A 21,336-nucleotide genomic window follows, 5' to 3' on the forward strand; every position below is an offset into this window, starting at 1 on the left:
TTGAAATACAGGGTTGGAGCAGATGGAGGTGTTGTTTGGAGTTGATGGTAAAAAATTACACACTGGGACGGACTTGTTGTGTAATTATTAATTTGCGATTGAGCTACAGGTAAGCATTTGTAAGGAGATGGAGGTGTTCCGGTTTTAGATTAAAAGAAGGTCAAAAAATCGTAAATGATAAGCAGTGTTTTAAATGATTTGAATGTGGGACGACCGGGGCGGAGATGTAAAAATACAGAGATAAAGTTATGAAATGGACTATCGGTAGTTTGGAAGAGATCAATGAGACAGCCCGGAAATTTCTGGACTATGTCGGTGACCGGAAGATATTTGCTTTATATGGTGCTATGGGTGTCGGAAAAACAACTTTTGTAAAAGCCATAGCCGGTTGCAGCGGTGTCGTCGATGATGTGAGTTCGCCTACTTTTGCTATTGTGAACGAATATCAGACAGAAAATGAAAAAGTGATATACCATTTTGATTTTTATCGTATAAAAGATATATCGGAGGCTTTGGATTTCGGTTATGAAGAATATTTTTTCAGCGGGAATCCTTGCTATATCGAATGGCCGGAGAAAATAGCCGAATTGTTGCCGGAAGATACGGTGGCTTGTTATTTTAGGGAACTGGCTGACGGTAGCCGGGAGTTAGAGGTTGATATGTAATATAATACCTTAGAATTATGGGAGATACAGATAAAAGATGCAGTACTGTCGGGCAAGAATGGTTGTTTTGCCAGGAGAAAGCTGTTTTTCTGGGGAGAAAACAGAAAAAGTTAGTTATCGGTATTCCCAACGAATTGGAAAAAGGTGAAAACCGGGTTTGTCTGACGCCGGAATCTGTGCAGATTTTGGTATCCATGGGGCATACTCTGTTTGTACAGCGGGGAGCGGGGGGGAATGCCCATTATTCGGATACGGAATATTGTGACGCAGGAGCTTATATTGTTGAGAGTGCAGAAGAGGTTTATACTGCGGATATTGTTATGAAAGCGACTTCTGTGTCTTTGTCCGAGGCCCGTTTGATGCATGACAAGCAGGTTATTCTTTCTCCTTTGAAATTGGTGGATTTGCGTAAAGATGCGATTGTCGAGATGATGCAGAAAAAAGTGACGGCAGTCGGTTTCGATATTATCAAGGATGCAGACGGCTTTTATCCGGTAGTACGTATTATGAGCGAGATCGCCGGGAATTGTGCCATTATGATTGCCAGTGAATATCTGAGTAATTCCGGAGGCGGGAAAGGTATTATTTTAGGAGGGGTCAGTGGGATTACACCTACGGAGGTGGTTATTCTCGGGGCGGGAACTTTGGGAGAGTATGCGGCCCGGAATGCGTTGGGACTCGGAGCTACGGTGAAAGTATTCGATCGTTCGGTCAACAGGTTGCAACAATTAACCGAGCACCTCGGGCAGCGTGTTTATACGTCGGTGATGCATCGTCCTGTTTTGGAAAAGGCTTTGAAGACGGCAGACGTGCTTATCGGTGCAGTGCGTTGCTTCGATAATGATGACGATATGGTGGTTAACGAGGAACAGGTGCGGTTGATGAAAAGGGGGGCTGTCATTGTCGATCTCTCCATCGATCACGGTAGTTGTATCGGTACGTGTGGTCCTACTACGCATGAGCATCCCGTTTATATGTATGAGGGAGTGGTTCATTATTGTGTGCCGAATGTGCTTTCCCGGGTAGCCCGGACGGCTTCGATCGCTTACAGCAATGTATTTTTGCCTTTGTTGGAGAAAATAGCACTCCAGGGCGGATTGTCCAATGCCATCCGGCAGGATATCGGTTTGCGGAACGGAGTCTATATTTATAACGGAATTTTGACGAAAGAAGTCATTGCCGATAAATTCGGTTTGATTTCCAGAGATATAAATCTATTGATAGCAGCTTTATAAGATATGATCGGAAAATTATCATTCTTACTGACTTTAATTGTATTGGTGTGTGCGTCCTGTTCTTCCCGCTATTATATAAGAAGGGGAAATGTGATTTATGAAACCGGACGTTATTATAAGGCAGAAACCAAATACGACAAGGCGTTTAATAAAGCCCGGAATCCTGAATTGCGGGCCCGTGCCGCGATGTTGGCCGCCCGTTGTACGGAAGATGTAAACAAGATTGCCGATGCGCACAATTGGTATCGGAAGGCAGTACAGGCCAATAAGGAATTGCCTGATCCGTATCTTAAAATGGCGGAGATGAATGTACGCAGGGGGGATTTCGATGCCGCTTTTGAAAATTACGAGCGTTTTGCAGAGTTGTTTCCGGAGGACGAACGGGCAAAAGACGGTAGATATTATGTGGAGTTGCTGATGAAGGATTTGTCTCAAGAGACCCGTTATACGGTGGAATTACAGAAAGATTTCAATTCGCGTTACGGAGATTTCGGCCCGGTATTCTATCCGGAAGACAATAATATCGTGTATTTTGCCTCCAGCCGTCCGCAGGAGAAGCGGAAAGGGAAGAGAACGGACCCGGTTACCGGGGATGCTTTTTGTCATATATATGTGACGGAATATACACAGGAAATTAAGACGGTCGATAAACAAGGTAAGGTAAAAGTAAAGCGTTTCCCGGAACCCCGCTGGCTGAAACCGGCTGTTCTCAAGGATTCACTCTGGTCACCCAAAGGAGAGGGCGGCTTGTGTTTTTCTGCCGACGGGAATGATCTTTATTTTACTTCTTCCCGCGTTGTGGAAGGAAGAAACCGGGGGACCCGGATTTACAAGGCTCAACGCACGGAAGACGAGAAAACCGGAAAGAAGATATGGGGTAAGTTGTCGAAATCCGGGATATGCGGGGATTCGGTTTCTGTCGGTCATCCCGCTGTTACGCCTGACGGTTCGCGGATATATTTTGCTACCGATCTTTTACCCGGCGGTAAAGGCGGAAAAGATATCTGGTTTGCCGAATGGCTGGATGGAAAATGGGGAGAACCGCAGAATGCCGGAGATTTGATCAATACGGAAAAGGATGAGATGTATCCCTATGTGCGTGATAACGGAGAGTTGTATTTTGCCTCCAACGGCCATAACGGTTACGGAGGACTCGATATTTATTGTTTAAAGGAGGTGGAAGGAGAACAGCAACTGGAACATTTGCCGGCTCCGATCAATTCTTTTGCCGATGATTTCGGTATCACGTTCAGATCGGGTAAGGAGGAGGGTTTTTTCACTTCTTCCCGGGTGGGGCGGAATGATAAAATTTATAGTTTTGCTTATATTCCCCAACAATTGAAGGTGAAATTGCTGGCCCGTAACAATACGACCGAGTTGCCTATTCCTAAGGTTGCGGTGACGGTAACCTGCGACGATGGTAGTGTCGTATATCTTGAAACCGATTCGACGGGTATGGCTCAGATGGAGGTTTTGCCTCAACAGGAATATGTGTTTGCGGCGGAAAACCCCCGTTTCCTGAAAGGAAAGGGGATGGTATCGACTTATCGGGAAAAGGGAGACCGGGTGTTCGAGGTGCTTATCGAAATGCAGCCGATCGAAAAACCGATTGTTATCCCGAATATTTATTTCGATCTCGGCAAATGGGAGTTGCGTCAGGATGCGATGGATAATTTAAAGGAGTTGTTGACGATTCTGAAAGACAATCCCAATATAGCGATAGAATTGTCAGCCCATACCGATATGATCGGTAATGATAAGGCCAATCTCGAACTTTCGGAAAAGCGGGCTCAATCGGTCGTGGATTATCTGATTTCCAAGGGCGTATATTGGGACCGGCTGGAAGCTAAAGGCTATGGTGAGACCCAGCCGAGGCAGATTGATGAGAAAACGGCAAAGGCATATTCTTTTCTGAAAGTGGGGGATGTATTGACAGAGCGTTTTGTAAACCGGTTGAGGGGACAGCAGCGGGAAGATGCCTTGCAATTGAACCGGCGTATCGAGTTTAAGGTTACACGTACCAATTATAAGCCCGGTCCCGATTCCCGGCACAATCCTTATCTGGTGGCCCGGACGGCGGAAGAGGTGCAGAAAGTGGGCGAGACCCGGTTGAAGGATCTGAAGAGTGTGAAAGGAGCGTTTTTTACCCTTCAGTTGGGGGTTTTCAAAACGGTTCCCCAGCTTATCTATAATTTCCCGGTTGTATTCACGGAAAAAGTGAACAACGGGGGCGTGCGTTATTGCACCGGCATTTACGATACCCGCGAAGAAGCCGCTGCCGCCGCCGCTGCCCTTAAAAAGAAGGGGATCGATTGCTTTGTCCGGGGCTATAATTAAGACGGGTATATTCGGGTAGTGAAATAAAAATCGTCTGAATTTGTCAGACGATTTTTTTATTGTTCCAGCATGGAATCCTGGCGGTGGACTTTCAGGACGCCGGGAAGGTGTTTCAGGCGGGTAATCAGTTGGGACAAGTGTTCTGCGGTGTCGATCAGCAGAGTGATGTGTCCTTCGAACAGACCTTCGCCTGAATTGATGGCAATGGCCCGCATGGTTACCCGGGGATCTTTGCTGATCAATTCCGTGATCTGGTTGACAATACCGATTTCATCTTTTCCCATAAGGTCCAGAACGGTTTGGTAGGAAGCTGCTCCCTCGTTGGTCCATTGGGCTTGTACGATACGGTAAGGATAGCGTTTTTGCAGATCAAGGGCATTTTTACATTGTTGGCGGTGTACTTTGATACCTTCTCCGATGGATACGAATCCGATGATCTGATCTCCGTATACCGGATTACAACAACGCGCAAATTTATAATCTACGTTGTTTACGTTTTTATCGATAACCAATACATCCTCGCTGATTTTTTTCGGATGGATGCGTATATCTTTGGGAATTGCGGCGGTTGCCGGTTTTTCTTCCTCTTTTGTCTGCAGTAAAATCTCTTTGATCTCTGTGGGATCGTGTTTGCCGATGGCGATTCCCTGGTATAAATCGAGGGCAAATTTGTATTTGTAATACTGCATCAGTTTACGGATGACGTCGTCCGTAAAATCGATCTTCCAGTTTTTCAGTCTTCGTTCCAGCAATTCTTTTCCGATATTGGCCTGGTGATTGATTTCTTCGTTCAGGTATTGCCGGATTTTGTTGCGGGCTTTGGAGGTTACGGCAAAGTTCAGCCAGTCGGCTTTCGGCTGCTGGTTGGAAGAGGTCAATACCGATATCTGATCGCCGTTGCGGAGTTGATAGCGCAGGGGTTCATTGCGTTGGTTTACTTTGCCTCCGACGCATTTTCCTCCGATATTGGTGTGTATGGCGTAGGCAAAATCGAGCAATGTGGCTCCTGCCGGAAGAGTGATCAGGTCTCCTTTGGGAGTGAATACATGGACTTCTTTGTCTTGTAAATCCAGTTTCAGGTCGTCCAGTAATTCGATGGCATTCTCTTCCGGACTTTCCAGGATTTCGCGCAATTCGTTCAGCCAGTTTTCGATGATGGAATCCGAGCTTCCTCCTTTGTATTTCCAGTGGGCGGCAAAACCTTTTTCCGCGATTTCGTCCATACGTTCGGTGCGGATTTGTACCTCTACCCAGCGTTTACCCGGTCCTAAAACGGTGGTTTGTAAGGATTCATAACCGTTGGATTTCGGTACGGAGATCCAGTCGCGCAGCCGCTGCGGATTAGGGGTATATTTATCCGTTACGATGGAATATACCCGCCAGCAATCCGGTTTTTCATTTTCACCTGTGCTGTCGATGATGAATCGTACGGCGAAAATATCGTATATCTCTTCGAATTCCACCTGGCTTTTACGCATTTTATTCAGGATGGAAGCGATGGTTTTCGTCCGGTATTTAACTTTGAAACGGATGTTGCGTTTGTTCAGCTCTTCGACGATGGGAGCGATGAATTCGGCAATGTATTTTTCGCGGGCGTCTTTCGATTCTGCCAGTTTACGTGATATTTCGGCATAAATATCCGGATTGGAGTAGCGCAGGGAGCGGTCTTCCATTTCCGATTTGATGTTATACAAGCCCAGACGGTGTGCAAAGGGAATGTAAATGTAGTCTGTTTCCTGTGCCAGAGCTTTTTGTTGTCCGGAAGGCATGTGTTCGGCTTCCCGGAGGGCATAAAGTTTTTCTGCCAGAAAGATCAGTTGTACACGGATGTCCTGTGCAAAACTCAATAATAGTTTCCGGAAATTTTCCGAGTCTACAATTTTTTGTGTCGCATAGATATGACTGATATTTTTGAGGCCTTCGAGGATTTGTGCTACTTTCTGACCGAATATATCTGTGACGGTGTCGAGCCGGATTTGTTCTTTTTCAACAGACTGATGCAATAGGGCACAAATCAAAGAGGTGCGTCCCAAGCCGATTTCCGATGTGACAATGTAGGCAATGTCGAGTATACGAGTAACTTCCTGTTCCGGTAATAATACAGGTGTAACGTCAGATGATGTCTCGGGCGGTGTACCGTTTTGAATGGCAATAGTAAAAGCTTTTTCTACCAGCCGGATGTCTTCTTCTGACAACAGGTTACGGCATGATTTCTGTAATGTCCCGAGTTTTTCGCCGATCAGCGGATTGTAGTTGGATAGTAATTCCCTCATCACGATTCCTTATAGTTAGTCATGTTAGTGTGTCACTGACAAAAATAGACATTTCTTTTTAAGAATATTGGGTAAGAAATTCTATTTTTGTAAAGTTTTATTGAAAATAATTAAAACAAAGAATTTGTATGCGTGTCGCTTTATATTGCCTTTCCTTGCTTTGGTGCTGCTGTATCTGCTCTTCTGTTTTTTCCCAGGATACCAAGACTTTAACCCAGTCGTTGGAAACAATATTTAAGGATGTCCGTTCCGGAGAAAAGAAAGTTTTGATCGATGATTGTATCGCGACGTGGACTTCTTCTTTTTTGCCTGAAAACGAGAAGGACAGTATCCGTGTTATCTTTCAGGATATGCAGGCACTGCGTTTGTCTCCGGTTGCTGAACTCCGGGATTTTGCGGAGTGTGTGAATGCATTTTGCAAAAAACAGGAAAAGGAAAATTTAGACGTGTGGCTGACCGGTATAAAGAAGGCTCTGAACGCTCCGGATAAAAAACGGACCGTGGTAAAAAGATATCTGGAGTCGACCCGCAAGCTGGCGTGTGACGATCTTCTGTTTGCCGGGACATCCCACAGATGGTATATCAAAGGACAGGCCCGCTGGGTTTGGGGTACTCCTCTACGGATAGACTATACAGAGGCGGAGGTTGTCTGTAAGACGGCTAAAGATTCGATATGTATCGTTTCTACAGAAGGGGTTTATTTTTTGGAGAGTAATAAATGGGGCGGCCGGGGCGGATGCGTATATTGGTCGGATGTGGATTCTTTGAAGGCCGATCTGGCCAGGTACACGATCGATTTGAATATGTCCGAATATGCTGCGGATTCGGTGCTTTTTCATTGCGAAGCCAAATATGGCCGGCCGATTTTGGGAAAATTAAAGGATAATGCCTCCAAATATGCCCGGAATAAAAAAGCGGAATATCCTTATTTTATGTCGTATGCAACCGATATTGTGATCGATTCTTTATTCCCGTATGCCAGTTACCGGGGAGGGATTATTTATGCCGGGGAAAAGTTTTCCGGGTATGGACCGGGAGAGAATCCGGCTTATGTACATATCCAGCCTAACGATACCTTGAATATGTATGTTTATTCGGAACGTTTTACGATCGATACGAGCCGTGTGCTGGCTGCGACTTCACGGATCGTTCTGGATATGGATTCCGGACAGTTGTTTCATCCGAATGTCAATTTTGTCTATATGGATAAGAATCGTACGGTAACGGTCAAGCGGCTTACGGAACAAAGTCTTCATGTGCCGTTCAGGGACGATTTTCATAAAATATTGTTCAGTGTAGAGCAGATCATATGGCCGATAGACAGCAGTTATATGGAAATGAGTATGAACAGCCGCTCCGGACTTTTCAAGGCACAGGTCGAATCCCTGAATTTTTTCAATGATCGTATTTACGATAACCTGCAGGGGCTGGATGAAGTGCATCCTCTAAACGGTCTGCATAAAGCGGCAATCGAGTTGGAAACCAATACATTTTCGATACGAGAATATGCCGGGATTATGAAAAAACCGGAAGACCAGTTGCGCAAGGAGTTGATTTCTTTGTCGTACCGGGATTTTCTGGACTATAATGAAAAGAAGGACGAAGTGACGCTAAAGCCCCGTTTGTTTGCTTATACGGAGGCCCGTGTCGGGAAACGGGATTACGATAATATCCGTTTTGATTCGCATCCGAAGAACGGACGTATCAATGCCGTACTCGATTTAAGGAATTATAATCTGAAGATTTACGGTGTGGAGAAATTTACGATCAGTGAGACCAAAGATATCTATGTGGAACCTTCGGATAAAACGGTCGTGATGATGAAGAACCGCGATATGGAATTCAGCGGTAAGCTGAAAGCCGGAATGTTCGATATGTACGGGACGAATCTTTTCTTTTCATACGACCGTTATACGGTGGATTTGACACATGTCGATTCTACCGGCATGTATCTTACGGACCGCATGACGAGAAAAAGAGGGGAAAGGATCAACTCGTTGATACGGGATGTAACCGGCGATATCGTCATCGACAAACCGGATAACAAATCCGGAAGGAAAGAAAATCCCGATTTCCCGGTTTTCAACTCGACGAAAGATTCTTATGTGTATTTCGACGATCCGGAGATACAAAACGGAGTTTATAAGCAGGATAGTTTTTATTTTGTGATCCGCCCTTATACATTGAAAAATATCAATGATGCCGGTAAGTTCCGTTATGCTTTCAGCGGTACGATGGTGTCTCATATCGTACCGGATATCAACGATACATTGGTGTTGATGAAGGGGAATGCTTTGGGAATGGAATACGAGACACCGGGAAACGGATTGAAGCTGTACGGAGAAGGAAATCTGAAAAGCCGCATTACGATGAGTCAGAACGGATTCCGGGCAGATGGAGCTGTTACCATGAACGGTACTGATTTTAAATCTTCCGATATATTGATGACTCCGGATTCGATGATGACAGCGACGAAGCAGATTACAGTAGATTCTGTCGCAGACCGGCGTCCGGGGGCTGTGGGGAAAGAGGTACAGATTAAATACCTTCGAAAAGATAAGAATCTGATGGCGACGTCGACAACCTTACCTTTCAGTGTGTATAATGACCGGATTAAACATGCCGGAACGCTTTTTGTGTATCAAGACCGGATGAATGCTTCCGGAACGATTGAGATGAAAGATGCCAGTCTTTCTTCAACGCTATTTCATTTACAGGATCATAATATCCTTTCCGAACATACCGATTTGCAGTTGAGCTCGCTGGGCAATAAGAACATACAGTTGAATACAGCCAATGTAAAGGCCAATATCGATCTGGCATTGAATAAGGGTAAGTTTATGAATAATGAGGATGCCAATAAGGCCGATTTCCCGTCCAACAAATACGAATGTTCTTTCAGGAGTTTTGTGTGGTATATGGATGAGGCTTATTTGAATATCGGTATTGAGGATGAGAAAGAGTTGCACCGGATCTGGCAGATCGACGATGAGAAACGGATACCCGACCAGGGGAAGAATATATTCGTTTCGACAGACAAGGCTTGTGATTCGCTTACTTTTATTGCTCCGCTTGCAAAATATAATCTGGCAACCGGTGAAATACAATGTTTCTGGGTCAATCATATCGATTTGGCCAACGGCCGTTTTTTCCCCGATGAAGGAAAAATATTTATCGGTAGTTTGGGGGATATTCAGGAATTCAAGCAAGGACGGTTTTTGTGTGAATTGACCGACCGGACGAAAACCTTGACGAATGTGGATTTAAAGTTAAAGGGCAGGTATACTTTTGACGGTAGCGGTGATTTCGATTATATCAATCAGGACCGGAAACGGAATGTAATCCGCTTTACGGAGATTAAGGCAGATACGTCCGGTTTTATTTATGCGAAAGTAAATATTCCTGACAATGCTTTTTTTGATCTGAATGAAGGTATTGTTTATAAAGGCAATATCACGATGTTTTCCAGGGAAAAGCATTTATTTTTCAACGGTTATGTCGGTTTGATTACCGATGATTCATTTTTGAAACACAATTGGCTGAAGGTGAAAACTTATTTTGCGGCCAATGATATCCGTATACCTGTACAGGTGGAGAACCGTAACGATAAGGATGCGCGGATTTACAACGGAATCTTCCTGAATGTCGATAAGGTTGTCAAACCTTATGCCGCTTTCCAGAGTAACCGGATTTTTTATAATGACGAATTAATTATCGGAGGACAAGGGGAGATGGTGTGGTCTAAGCACGACAAGAAATACATTATCCGGGATACCTTTATCGGTAAAGATTACCGGATGTGCTACGATCCCGCCACGGCTACCGTATCGGCTTTCGGCCGTTTGAATATAGCTTTGGAAGCTCCGGGAATCTATCAGAATACTGCCGGACAGATTCGGTATAATCTGAGAGAAGAACAATTGAATATAGACAATGCTTTGTATATCATTAATTTCCCGATGTTGGGAAAGATGGAGGCCGTGCTGCAACGGGATTTGACTGATAAAAAGTTGAAGGGGATACAGATATCGCCGGCTTTGCGTTCCAAACTGACGGCTGTATTCGGGCGTAAAGAAATGGCGTTGTTGAATAAGCAATTGGATAGAAGCGGTAACAATATTCCGGATTCACTGAATCAGACGTTTGTCCTTGATTCGTTGTCTTTGAGTTGGGATGCCAGGAAAAGAAGTTATGTAGCGAACGGAAAAGTTATGGTGTTGTCGTTTATGAAGAAACCGGTCGGAAAAGAGATGAAAATAAAGATGGAATTGATACGGCGGAGAACAGGAAATGAGATTTATATGTATCTTTACGATGACAATATGTGGTATTATTTCGAATATTCCGATAAGTCTTTGTATGCCTTATCTTCCAGTGCCGAATATAATGAGATCATTAAGAATGAAAAGGCTGATAAGAAGGATATCCGGGATAAAGACAAGCAGTTGTTGTATACGATTACACTTTGTCCGGACTCGAAGAAAGAGCGGTTTTTGAAAAGGATAGGAGAAGGGGATTTATGATTTACGATTTACGATCTTTGATTTACGATTTATGATTTACGATTTTAGATTTATAATCGGTGCGGTGTTTCCTGAATTTGTGTTTTTAGGAAGGGGAGATATTGGTTATTTATGATTTACGATCTTTGATTTATGATTTACGATTTTAAATTTGAAATACAAGGGTGGAGGAGAGGTAAACGGAGAAATTCTTTCCATTTCTGATTTACGATTGGGTGTGCAGGTTTGATTGTAAATGGTGAGGTAACGTGTTTAATAATTTTAATACAAAAGAAAATGACAACGAAAGAAAGATATAAAGGTTTTATAGCCTGGTTTAGTGAGCATATGCCGGTGGCGGAAAGTGAATTGCAATATCAGACTCCTTTTGAACTTTTGGTGGCCGTGATATTGTCTGCCCAATGCACCGATAAGCGGGTAAATATGACTACGCCTGCCTTATTTGCGCGTTTCCCGGATGTTTTTGCTATGGCAGAGGGAACGGTAGAAGAAATCTATGATCTGATAAAGTCGATTTCATATCCCAACAATAAATCCAAGCATCTTTCCGCTATGTCGAAGAAGCTGGTAGAGGATTTTAACGGTGTCGTACCGGATGATATGGAGTTGCTTCAGACCTTACCGGGAGTGGGGCGTAAAACGGCTAATGTGGTCGAAGCGGTGGCTTTTCATCGTCCTGCTATGCCTGTAGATACTCATGTATTTCGGGTGGCAGACCGTATCGGTTTGGTAACTGGTGCTAAGACTCCTTTGGAAACCGAGAAACAACTGGTTAAAAATATTTCTCCCGATATTCTTTCTACGGCCCACCATTGGCTGATATTGCACGGGCGTTATACCTGTACGGCCCGGAAACCCAAGTGTGAAGAGTGTGGTATCAAGGCTTATTGCCGCTATTTTGAAAAAAAATAAATTTTTTTTTATACCGGAACGCAACCATTCCCGTAATTGTGCATCTTAGTTACAAACAACTAAAAGTTTTTTTCATATAGCAACTGAGTAATAATTACGGGAATAATTATTGTTGTTTATGGGGTTAGTTAGACGGTACATCTTAACGGATGTACCGTTTTTTTGTATACGAGGCTTGTTTTCAGTGTCGTTGTATTATAAAAATAAATAGTTCATCAGCTAATCTTTAAATTTTCAGATTTCACAAATTCTTTTTTCTATTTTTGTAAGATATTGTAATTTGGAAAGTGGAGAATATAAAACAGATAATATGGCATGTAATAGCAGGCGAAAGCCGGAATGGTTAAAAATTAAATTACCGAAGGGACAGCTTTCGGTAGATGTACTGAATATTGTTCGGGAGCATCATTTACATACGATATGTACGAGTGGAATGTGTCCTAATCAGGGAGAGTGCTGGGGATGCGGTACGGCGACATTTATGATCTGCGGGGATGTCTGTACCCGCGGATGTAAGTTTTGTAATGTGAAAACTGGAAAACCGGCTCCTCTGGATCCCTCAGAGCCTTATAATATTGCGAATTCAGTAAAGTTACTGAAACTGAAACATGCAGTGATTACTTCGGTTGACCGGGATGATCTGGATGATTTGGGGGCTGCTCATTGGGTGAAAGTGATAGAAGCGGTAAAAAAAGAGAATCCGGAGGTTACGATGGAAGTGTTGATACCTGATTTTCAGGGTAGGAAAGAGTTAATCGGCCGAGTTATTGCTGCCCGTCCGGAAGTTATTTCGCATAATCTGGAAACTGTACGGCGTTTGACGAATGCTATTCGTAGCCGGGCTACCTATGATATGTCGCTGGAGGTTGTACGGCAGGTATCGGAATCGGGTGTTGTTTCGAAATCCGGAATTATGCTGGGATTAGGTGAGACAAGAGCAGAGATTTTGCAGACGATGGATGATTTGAGAAGTGTCGGTTGCCGTGTCATGACCATCGGGCAATATTTGCAGCCGACGGCATCTAATGTGGAAGTGAAGGAATATGTTACCCCTGAAGTGTTTGATGAATATCGTCGTATCGGTTTGGAAAAAGGGTTTACACATGTCGAAAGCGGACCATTGGTGCGTTCCAGCTATCATGCAGAGAAACATGTCAGATAAGTCAGAAAGGTGATTTGTAAGAATCGCGGAAGAGAAGCTGGTGAGAACGATGGTCCTGCATGCGGACAAAGGACAGGCATCAGGCGTTTGAATTTTCGCTTGATGATTCATAATGTCATTTTTGAATGAAAAACGGTAGGTTTGAATTTATCAGTTCAATATGGAAAAGAGACATACGATATATGAGGATTTAGGATCGAGGCGTTACCGGGAAGTGTGGGAAATGCAGGAGAAGGTGCTGGAGGAAACGAGGGAACGGAAGCTGCAAGGAAAAGTAACTTCCAATTACCTTTTCTTTGTGGAACATTTGCCTGTATATACCTTGGGTAAAAGCGGAAAAGAGGGTAATATGCTGATCGATACCATACAACTTCGGGCCAGGCATGCCGAGTTTATAAAAGTCGACCGGGGAGGAGATATTACTTTTCACGGTCCGGGGCAATTGGTGGCCTATCCGGTTATCGACCTGGAAAATTTCGGCTGGGGAGTAAAGGAATACGTTCATGAGCTGGAGGAAGTGGTGATACGGAGTATCCGGGAGTATGGGATAGAAGGTTGCCGGGTGGAAGGTGCTACAGGTGTATGGTTAGAGGCCGGTAGCAGCAGGGAACGGAAAATTTGTGCGATCGGGGTGAAATGTTCCCGTTATATTACCATGCACGGTTTTGCTTTGAATGTGAATACGGATTTGAGTTATTTTAATTATATTCATCCCTGTGGTTTTATCGACAAAGGGGTCACTTCGCTGGAAAAAGAGTTAGGGCATAAAGTAAGCATGGAAGAGGTAAAACAGGTTGTTCTCCGCTGTTTCCGGGAGGTGATGGGCATGGAGATCATATGAGTGTATTGAATCGATAAATCCGTTGACGGATATTATATTTTGCAATCTGCTCTATAAAAATTTGTAAAACATGAATTGTCGGCTTTTATAGGGCATTTTAAAACAATTGTATGAAGAAAGGAATATTTTTAGCGATTTGTGTATTGTATATAATGAATGTGTTTGCTGTTGATACTTTGACAGTAAGTAATATACAGCGGATTGCCGACGGATTGAAAATGCCCGGTATTCAGGCCGGTGATAAACAGGTGGTTTTCCCGGCGGTACCGGAGGGGTATGTTTTGGAATTGAAAGGAACGGACCGTTTGCCGGTAGTGGATGCCCAGGGACATATCGGGAAGCCTTTGACAGATGCTTATGTACGGTTTTATTTTACGCTTACCGATCAGAGTACGGGAGAGACACTGGAAGTGACTCATCTGGACGCCCTTGTTCCGGGAGAGTGTACGCCTTTGGCTGATGCCAATGCTTGTCCGGAAGTGATACCATCCATACGGGAATGGTGTGGAGGAAAAGGTGTTTTCCTGTTGGAAAAAGGGAAAACTATCGTTATTGATCCGGCCTATGTCCGCGAATTACAAAAAACGGCGGAGATACTGGTTGAAGATATGAATACTTTATGCGGACTTAAATACGAGGTGAAAACGGGAAATCCCGGTGAAGGAGATATCTACCTTACATTGAAAACAGACGATCGTAGTCTGGGGGAAGAGGGATACCGCATGACGATAGGAAAGCGGGTGGATATAGAAGGAGTTGCTGCTAAAGGTGTATTTTGGGGAACACGTACTTTGTTACAACTTGCTGAACATGGCCGTTTGAGTTTGCCCGTCGGGAAAATCCGGGATTATCCGAAGTATGCGCGCCGGGGATTTATGCTGGATGTGGCCCGTAAATTTTTCCGGCTGGAATTTTTGCAGGCTTATGTCAGAATTATGGCCTATTACAAGATGAATGAATTTCATGTGCATTTGAACGATAATGGGTTTATACAATTTTTCGATAACGATTGGGACAAAACTTATGCGGCTTTCCGTCTGGAGTGTGAAACGTTTCCCGGTCTGACAGCTAAGGATGGTTTTTATACAAAACGTCAGTTTACGGATTTGCAATTACAGGGAATGGATTATGGCGTGAATGTAGTGCCGGAAATTGATGTTCCTGCTCATTCACTGGCATTTTCACATTACCGGAAATCGTTGGGGAGCCGGAAATACGGTATGGATCATTTGGATTTGTCGAATCCGGAAATATATCCCTTTCTGGACAGTTTGTTCAGGGAATATCTCGGGGGTAGCGAACCGGTGTTTGTCGGTCCCGAAGTACATATCGGTACGGATGAATATGCTAAAGAAGAGGCGGAGGGTTTCCGGAAATTTACCGACCATTATCTGAAATATGTGCAGGGGTTCGGCAAACGGGCCCGGCTTTGGGGGGCATTGACACATGCGCAGGGCAAAACTCCCGTTACTTCTGAAAACGTAATTATGAATGTCTGGTACAACGGTTATGCCGATCCGAAGGAGATGATAAAAGAGGGATATGAGCTGATCAGTACGCCCGACGGGTGGTTGTATATCGTGCCTGCTGCGGGATATTATCATGATTACCTCAATTTAGGTGTGGTGTATGATAAATGGGAACCCATACAAATCGGGAATCAGTTGTTTCCTGCCGGTCACCCGCAAATTCTGGGCGGAACGTTTGCCGTGTGGAACGACCATTGCGGAAACGGCATTTCCGAAAAAGATGTGCATCACCGGACTTTTCCCGCGATGCAGGTGTTGGCACAGAAAATGTGGGCCGGACGTACAGAAGTTCCGTATGAAGCTTTTGCCGCTTTAGCGGGAAATTTGAGTGAGGCACCGGGAGTAAATTTGATGGGTAAGGTAAAATCTGCCGGGGCTACAGTTTTGGAATATCGTTTTGCAACGACGGAAGGTAAAGATTTATCCGGGAATGGGTATGATTGCATGATTCCCGTAAAGGCTGTAAATTCAGAAGGATTAAAGCTGAACGGTAAAACAATGGTTTGTACTCCGGTAAAGGAAATCGGATATGACTATGCGGTTGAGTTTGAGATTGCGCCTGCCAGTGGAAATTTAACGGAGTCTGTCCTGTTCCGTTCCCCCGATGCGGTTGTCGTATATACTGCCGGCGGACAATTGGGGTTCCGGCGTGACGGTTATTTTTATACTTTCGATTATCAGCTGAAACCCGCCGAATGGCAGAAGATAAAGATAGAAGGGGATGCTAAAGGTACTACATTGTATGTTGATGGGAAGCAGGAACAGCGTTTGGAGGGGAAAAAGCGGGTTGTAAAAGATAAGAACGGCCGTGAAAGTACAATGTATATCCAACAAACTCTTGTCTTCCCGTTGGAACAAATCGGGGATACAGAGGACGGATTTACCGGGAAGATCAGGAGTCTGAAAGTGACAGACCGGAATGCTGCGGTCAAAAATTGAGAGATAAAACGGAATCCTCATATTGAGTTTATGATCTATGAAAACAGAATTGGAAATATGTGCATATTCCCTGGAATCTTGTCTGGCAGCCAAAGAGGGCGGTGCAGACCGGGTGGAACTGTGTGCCGGAATGTATGACGGAGGAACAACGCCTTCTGCTGCAACGATTCGGATGGCCCGTGAAATTACCGGGAATATGCAGTTGTTTGTCATGATCCGTCCCCGGGGAGGAGATTTTCTATATTCTGATTTGGAGTACAGGCAGATGCGGGAGGATATTCTCTTTGCCAAAGAGACGGGAGCGGATGGCGTTGTGTTGGGGATATTGGACCGGGCCGGGAAGGTTGATAAAGTGCGTACGGCAGAATTGGTGAGGCTGGCTTTGCCTATGCAGGTGACTTTTCATCGGGCTTTCGATATGACGGACGATTATAAAGAGGCGTTGGAGGCTGTTATTGAAGCCGGTTGTTACCGGATACTGACATCGGGACTCCGGAATACGGTTATGGAAGGATACGATACCCTCAGGGAGATTGTAAAGTCGGCGGAGGGGCGTATTCACATTATGGCCGGCAGCGGTGTTTGTGCCGCTAATGCGGCTACGATTGCTGCTTTGGGAGTCAATGCATTGCATATGAGCGGTAAAAGCAGCAGGGACAGTAAAATGTCGTTCCGGAATCCGGCTGTTTTTATGGGTGGCGTACCGGGAATACCGGAATACAATATTGCCTATAGCGATGTGGAAAAAATCCGGAATGTAAAAAGTATATTGCAAAATTTTTGATATAAGATACCGAATGAAAAGAAAACCGGACACAACAAGTTGTGTTTTTCCCCGTATATCCCGCTATATATGGATTATCGGGAGTATGGTATATCTGATTGGAGCAGGCGGATGTTGCCGGGAAGGTTTTACGCCTGGAGAAAAGCAGATCATCTGGTCCCGGGAAGGAAAGATGATGCGGTTGTATACGGTAGATAACGGGGAGGATTCTTTGTTGCTTAGAAGCCGGGCTTTGGCTTTGACTCCGGAAATGTTGCAGACAGAGGAATACAGGCTGTTGAAAGCAGGTATGCTGGCGACAGTGAGGGATACGGCTAATACCGGGGTTGGCATTGCAGCACCGCAAGTCGGTGTGTCGAGACAATTGATCGCTGTGCAGCGGTTTGATAAGGCGGGAGAACCTTTTGAGTTTTATATCAATCCGGAAATAATACAGTATTCGGAAGAGAAACAATGTGGTCCTGAAGGTTGTCTGTCGCTACCCGGAGCCCGGGATAGCGTGATGCGCTCCGAACGAATTGTTGTCAGTTATATTGATGAGGTGAATCATAATGTGTGCCGGGATACGGTGAAGGGTTTTACCGCAGTTGTTTTCCAGCATGAAATAGATCATCTGAAAGGGATTTTGTTTACGGATAAAGCTGTTAAAAAGTAGTGTGTATGACGAGAAGAAGTACTTTTGCTGAAAAAATATTGAATGCTCCCGCAGGAAGCATTGTATATATCGAGCCTGATATCGTACTCAGTCACGATAATTCCGCCCGGGTACGGAAACTGTTTCAGAAGATGGGAGGAGAAAATGTATTGCATCCGGACCGTTTGGTGGTTGTTCTCGACCGTAAGATGACCGGGACGGTAAACAATATGATCCAGGATTACAATTCCATCCATGATTTTATGGAAGAACAGTGTGTAGAGCATTTTTTCGATTGTGATAAAGGGATCTGTCATCAGGTTTTAGCCGGTTTTCTGCACCAGGGGCTTGTTGTTGTCGGAAGCGACAGCCATACTTGTACGGCAGGTGCGTTAGACTGTTTTGCCGTCGGATTGAATAAAACCGAGACGGCTTATTTGTGGAAGACCGGAAAGATGTGGTTCCGGGTACCTGAGACGGTAAAAATTACGTTATCCGGTAAGTTCAGGGAAGGGGTGTATGCCAAAGATTTAGCCTTGCATATTCTGGGCATGCTGAGGGATGAGGATGTGGATTATACCCTTGTCGAATATCATGGTGAAGGTGTGAAAGAATTGTCGATTTCCGACCGGATGACAATTGCCAATATATCGGCAGAAGCAGGATTGAAGACCTCTGTGTTTCCGCCTGACGACAGATTGGCGGATTATTTCGGGGATTATGCCGTACAAGGGGTATGGGCGGATGAGAATGCCGTTTATCACAAAGAGTTTACACTGGATTTAGGACAGGTGATGCCGCTGGTTATGGTTACTCATCAGTTGAATGATGTGAAGAGTGTTGCCGAAGCGGAAATGCTGGAAATTCAGCAGGGTTTGATCGGGGCATGTTCTAACGGACGTATTGAAGATTTGCGGGTAGTGGCCCGTATTCTGGAGGGAAAACGGTTGGCTTCCGGTTTTCAGCTTTCCGTTATACCGGCTTCCTATGATATTTATATACAGGCCCGGGAGGAAGGACTTGTAGATAAAATAACGAAGGCCGGTGCTTCCGTGTTGGGTGCCAGTTGCGGACCTTGTCTGGGAAGCAGTCATATGCTGAATGCCGATACCAAACGTTTTATTACGACCACCAATAGTAATTCCATGCAGCGGATGTCGGAAGTCGGTGTGGAGAAATACATTGCGTCGCCTGCAACAGTTGCCGCGACTGCATTGACCGGAAAGCTAAGTGCAGAGGTAGAATATTCGGGAGAGGTATACGGTTATTGGGCGACTCCCGTTGTAGCGGTACGGATTGATGAATGTGACGACCGCAGACGGGGATATGTTTGGAATTATACGGATGTGAATCATATTTCTTCCGGTCAGTTGTTTGAAGAAAAGCAGTCTTACCGGATTTCGATCGAGGATTCGCGTGCGATGGTCCCGCATTTGCTCGCCGGCTTGGATGCTTCGTTTGCAACACGGGTGGAATCGGGTGATATTATTCTGGCAGGTGAAGATTTCGGCTGCGGTAAATTGATCAAACATGCCGCCATCGGTTTAGTGGAAGCCGGGGTAAAAGCCGTGATCGTGAAATCCGTTAATCGTAATTTTTTCCGGATGGCTTTAAATCACGGGTTGTTGATTATCGTCGCTCCGGAAATCATAGAGGCATATCGTTCCGGAGATGCTGTAATTGTGGATATATCCGACGGAAAAGTGAATGTCAATGAAAAAGAATACTGTCTTCCGGAATACAATCCGATCATTCTGGAGATGATAGCTAAAAAAGGAATCATGGGATTATGAAAAAGCTGATATGGGGCGGGAGTATTTTACTTCTGCTGGTAGTTGTCTGGTTAGCCGGGCCTCGTTTTCCGGAACCTGTTTTAAATACGGATTTTCCTCGTATCGAAATTGCTGCCGATCGTATTGTAGATTATATCGAAGAACAGGAGGCTGCCTATGCCGTGAAACCGGACAATCAAAGCCTTGTTTTATGGGGAGATGGTGTTGGTAAAAAGACAGAATATGTCCTTTTGTATTTACATGGTTTTTCCGCCAGTCGGTATGAAGCTTATCCTGTGACTCACGATTTCGTCCGTGAATTTCATGTAAATGCATATTTGCCCCGTCTGGCGGAGCACGGGTTGCAGGGGGACGATGCCCTTTTGAATATGACTCCCGAACGTTTGTATGCTTCTGCCCGCGAAGCTTTGGCAATAGCTCACAATCTGGGAAATAAAGTGGTTATAATGGGGACGTCTACCGGATGTACCTTGGCTTTGATGTTGGCGGCCGATTTCCCGGCTAAAGTGGAGGGACTGATATTGTATTCTCCGAATATACGCATTAATAATCTGTTTGCGCCTCTCTTGTCGGGGCCCTGGGGCTTGCAAATCGCCCGCTTGGCTTATGGAGGAAAATACAGACAGAGTGAGGATGCTCCCGACAGTAAAATATGTCAGTATTGGAATTGCAGTTACCGGCTGGAAGCAACGGTTTACTTGCAACAGTTGCTGGACGCCCGTATGACGGAAGCTGAATTTGCCAAAGTGCAGGCGCCCGTATTTTTAGGGTATTATTATAAAGATAAAAAGCACCAGGATCCGACAATAGACGTGAAAGCGGCTTTGTGGATGTATGATGCCCTGGGTACCCCCGAAGACAGGAAGGTAAAAATTGCATTTCCCAATGCCGGCGCCCATGTGATTGCCTGTGAACTAACCTCCGGTTCTTTCCGGGAAGTTGAAGAGGAAACTTTTACTTTTTTCAGGGAGATGATTTTGAAGTAAGACGGGGAAAGAGAAAAATTATTTAAGATTTCTGATTTACGATTGGGGTGTAGATTTAACCAAAAAGGAGGTTTTTAAAATCATAAATCAAAAATTACACAAATGAGTCCGTCCCAGTGTGTAATTTTTTTGATCAGATAATTTGAATTAACCAGTCTGAAAGTCTTTTAGACCCGGGAATAATAGGGACGGGAAGCAAAGAAAAGAGAAAAAAATCTTTTGAATAGACAAAAGTGTTAAAAAAAATCGTTATGTTTGCGTATAGTATAAAATGCAACATAGATAATGAACGACGTCAGAGAATTGGTATCCTATTTGAGTAGGGCCGAAAGAGGCTATACCAAAGTTTTAAACAGGGCTTTTCAGAAAGCAGGTTATGATCTTAGTCGGGAGCAGTTTGAATTGCTTCAGGTGTTGTGGGAAGAAGACAATGTCAACCAGCAGACGATTTCCAGACGGTTGCAGAAGGATAAGTATAATGTGACCAAGTTACTGAATACCTTGACAAAAAGAGGTTTTGTACAGCGTAAGATGAGCCAGGAGGATCGTCGGAATAACTTTGTGGTGTTAACGGAGAAGGGACAGGAAGCCCGTAAGGCTTTGATTGGCGTGGAAGAGCAGGTGCATGCCGACCTTACTTTTACAATTGCTCCGCAGGAAATAAAATCCTGTGTATGGGTTTTACGGAAATTGACCGATTTGATGAATTAAGATTAATAACTA

At 44.6% G+C, this 21,336-nt stretch carries 14 protein-coding genes; 13 read left to right on the top strand and 1 reads right to left on the bottom strand.

Going from position 1 to position 21,336, the window contains the following annotated elements; genetic code table 11:
* Nucleotides 1–248 precede the first annotated feature (248 nt).
* The 3 genes from tsaE to BN8908_RS19065 are packed head-to-tail and all read left to right on the top strand — an operon-like array spanning nucleotide 249 to nucleotide 4,237.
* On the top strand, nucleotides 249–665 hold the full coding sequence (tsaE, locus tag BN8908_RS04080) for a tRNA (adenosine(37)-N6)-threonylcarbamoyltransferase complex ATPase subunit type 1 TsaE (RefSeq protein WP_021988612.1): 417 nt from the start codon (nucleotides 249–251) through the stop codon (nucleotides 663–665).
* A 17-nt stretch (nucleotides 666–682) separates the two neighbouring features.
* Nucleotides 683–1,900, top strand: coding sequence for an alanine dehydrogenase (locus tag BN8908_RS04085; RefSeq protein WP_021988613.1), 1,218 nt, complete (start codon nucleotides 683–685; stop codon nucleotides 1,898–1,900).
* A 3-nt stretch (nucleotides 1,901–1,903) separates the two neighbouring features.
* Nucleotides 1,904–4,237: an OmpA family protein gene (locus BN8908_RS19065; RefSeq protein ID WP_068689279.1), complete on the top strand. Its 2,334-nt coding sequence runs from the start codon at nucleotides 1,904–1,906 to the stop codon at nucleotides 4,235–4,237.
* Nucleotides 4,238–4,293: 56 nt separating this feature from the next.
* On the opposite strand, the gene BN8908_RS04095 is transcribed toward BN8908_RS19065, so the two are convergent.
* Nucleotides 4,294–6,510: a RelA/SpoT family protein gene (locus tag BN8908_RS04095; protein ID WP_068689288.1), complete on the bottom strand. Its 2,217-nt coding sequence runs from the start codon at nucleotides 6,508–6,510 to the stop codon at nucleotides 4,294–4,296.
* A 128-nt stretch (nucleotides 6,511–6,638) separates the two neighbouring features.
* Here BN8908_RS04095 and BN8908_RS04100 point away from each other — a divergent pair, with 128 nt between their 5' ends.
* From BN8908_RS04100 to BN8908_RS04145, 10 genes are all read left to right on the top strand, one after another.
* Nucleotides 6,639–11,033, top strand: coding sequence for a hypothetical protein (locus BN8908_RS04100; protein ID WP_068689295.1), 4,395 nt, complete (start codon nucleotides 6,639–6,641; stop codon nucleotides 11,031–11,033).
* A gap of 276 nt (nucleotides 11,034–11,309) precedes the next feature.
* Complete coding sequence (gene nth / locus BN8908_RS04105) at nucleotides 11,310–11,945, top strand: endonuclease III (protein ID WP_021988617.1); 636 nt, start codon at nucleotides 11,310–11,312, stop codon at nucleotides 11,943–11,945.
* A 310-nt stretch (nucleotides 11,946–12,255) separates the two neighbouring features.
* On the top strand, nucleotides 12,256–13,107 hold the full coding sequence (gene lipA, locus BN8908_RS04110) for a lipoyl synthase (protein WP_021988618.1): 852 nt from the start codon (nucleotides 12,256–12,258) through the stop codon (nucleotides 13,105–13,107).
* Nucleotides 13,108–13,267: 160 nt separating this feature from the next.
* Nucleotides 13,268–13,948: a lipoyl(octanoyl) transferase LipB gene (gene lipB, locus BN8908_RS04115; protein ID WP_021988619.1), complete on the top strand. Its 681-nt coding sequence runs from the start codon at nucleotides 13,268–13,270 to the stop codon at nucleotides 13,946–13,948.
* A gap of 110 nt (nucleotides 13,949–14,058) precedes the next feature.
* Nucleotides 14,059–16,416: a family 20 glycosylhydrolase gene (locus BN8908_RS04120; RefSeq protein WP_235837405.1), complete on the top strand. Its 2,358-nt coding sequence runs from the start codon at nucleotides 14,059–14,061 to the stop codon at nucleotides 16,414–16,416.
* A 37-nt stretch (nucleotides 16,417–16,453) separates the two neighbouring features.
* Nucleotides 16,454–17,200 carry a copper homeostasis protein CutC gene (locus BN8908_RS04125; RefSeq protein ID WP_068689297.1) on the top strand — a complete coding sequence of 249 codons (747 nt, stop codon included), beginning with the start codon at nucleotides 16,454–16,456 and terminating at the stop codon, nucleotides 17,198–17,200.
* A 13-nt stretch (nucleotides 17,201–17,213) separates the two neighbouring features.
* A complete protein-coding gene (def, locus tag BN8908_RS04130) occupies nucleotides 17,214–17,855 on the top strand; it encodes a peptide deformylase (RefSeq protein WP_021988622.1) in 642 nt (213 codons plus the stop codon).
* A gap of 5 nt (nucleotides 17,856–17,860) precedes the next feature.
* Complete coding sequence (locus BN8908_RS04135; RefSeq protein WP_068689301.1) at nucleotides 17,861–19,627, top strand: aconitase family protein; 1,767 nt, start codon at nucleotides 17,861–17,863, stop codon at nucleotides 19,625–19,627.
* Entirely contained in the window at nucleotides 19,624–20,613 is a 990-nt protein-coding gene (locus tag BN8908_RS04140) for an alpha/beta hydrolase (protein WP_068689303.1), read from the top strand. Before BN8908_RS04135 ends, BN8908_RS04140 begins: the two co-directional genes overlap by 4 nt.
* 285 nt (nucleotides 20,614–20,898) lie before the next feature.
* Nucleotides 20,899–21,324 (top strand): MarR family winged helix-turn-helix transcriptional regulator, encoded by a 426-nt coding sequence (locus BN8908_RS04145; RefSeq protein WP_021988625.1) that lies wholly within the window; start codon nucleotides 20,899–20,901, stop codon nucleotides 21,322–21,324.
* Nucleotides 21,325–21,336: the final 12 nt, after the last annotated feature.

The sequence above is a fragment of the Culturomica massiliensis genome, assembly GCF_900091655.1.
GTDB lineage: Bacteria > Bacteroidota > Bacteroidia > Bacteroidales > Marinifilaceae > Culturomica > Culturomica massiliensis.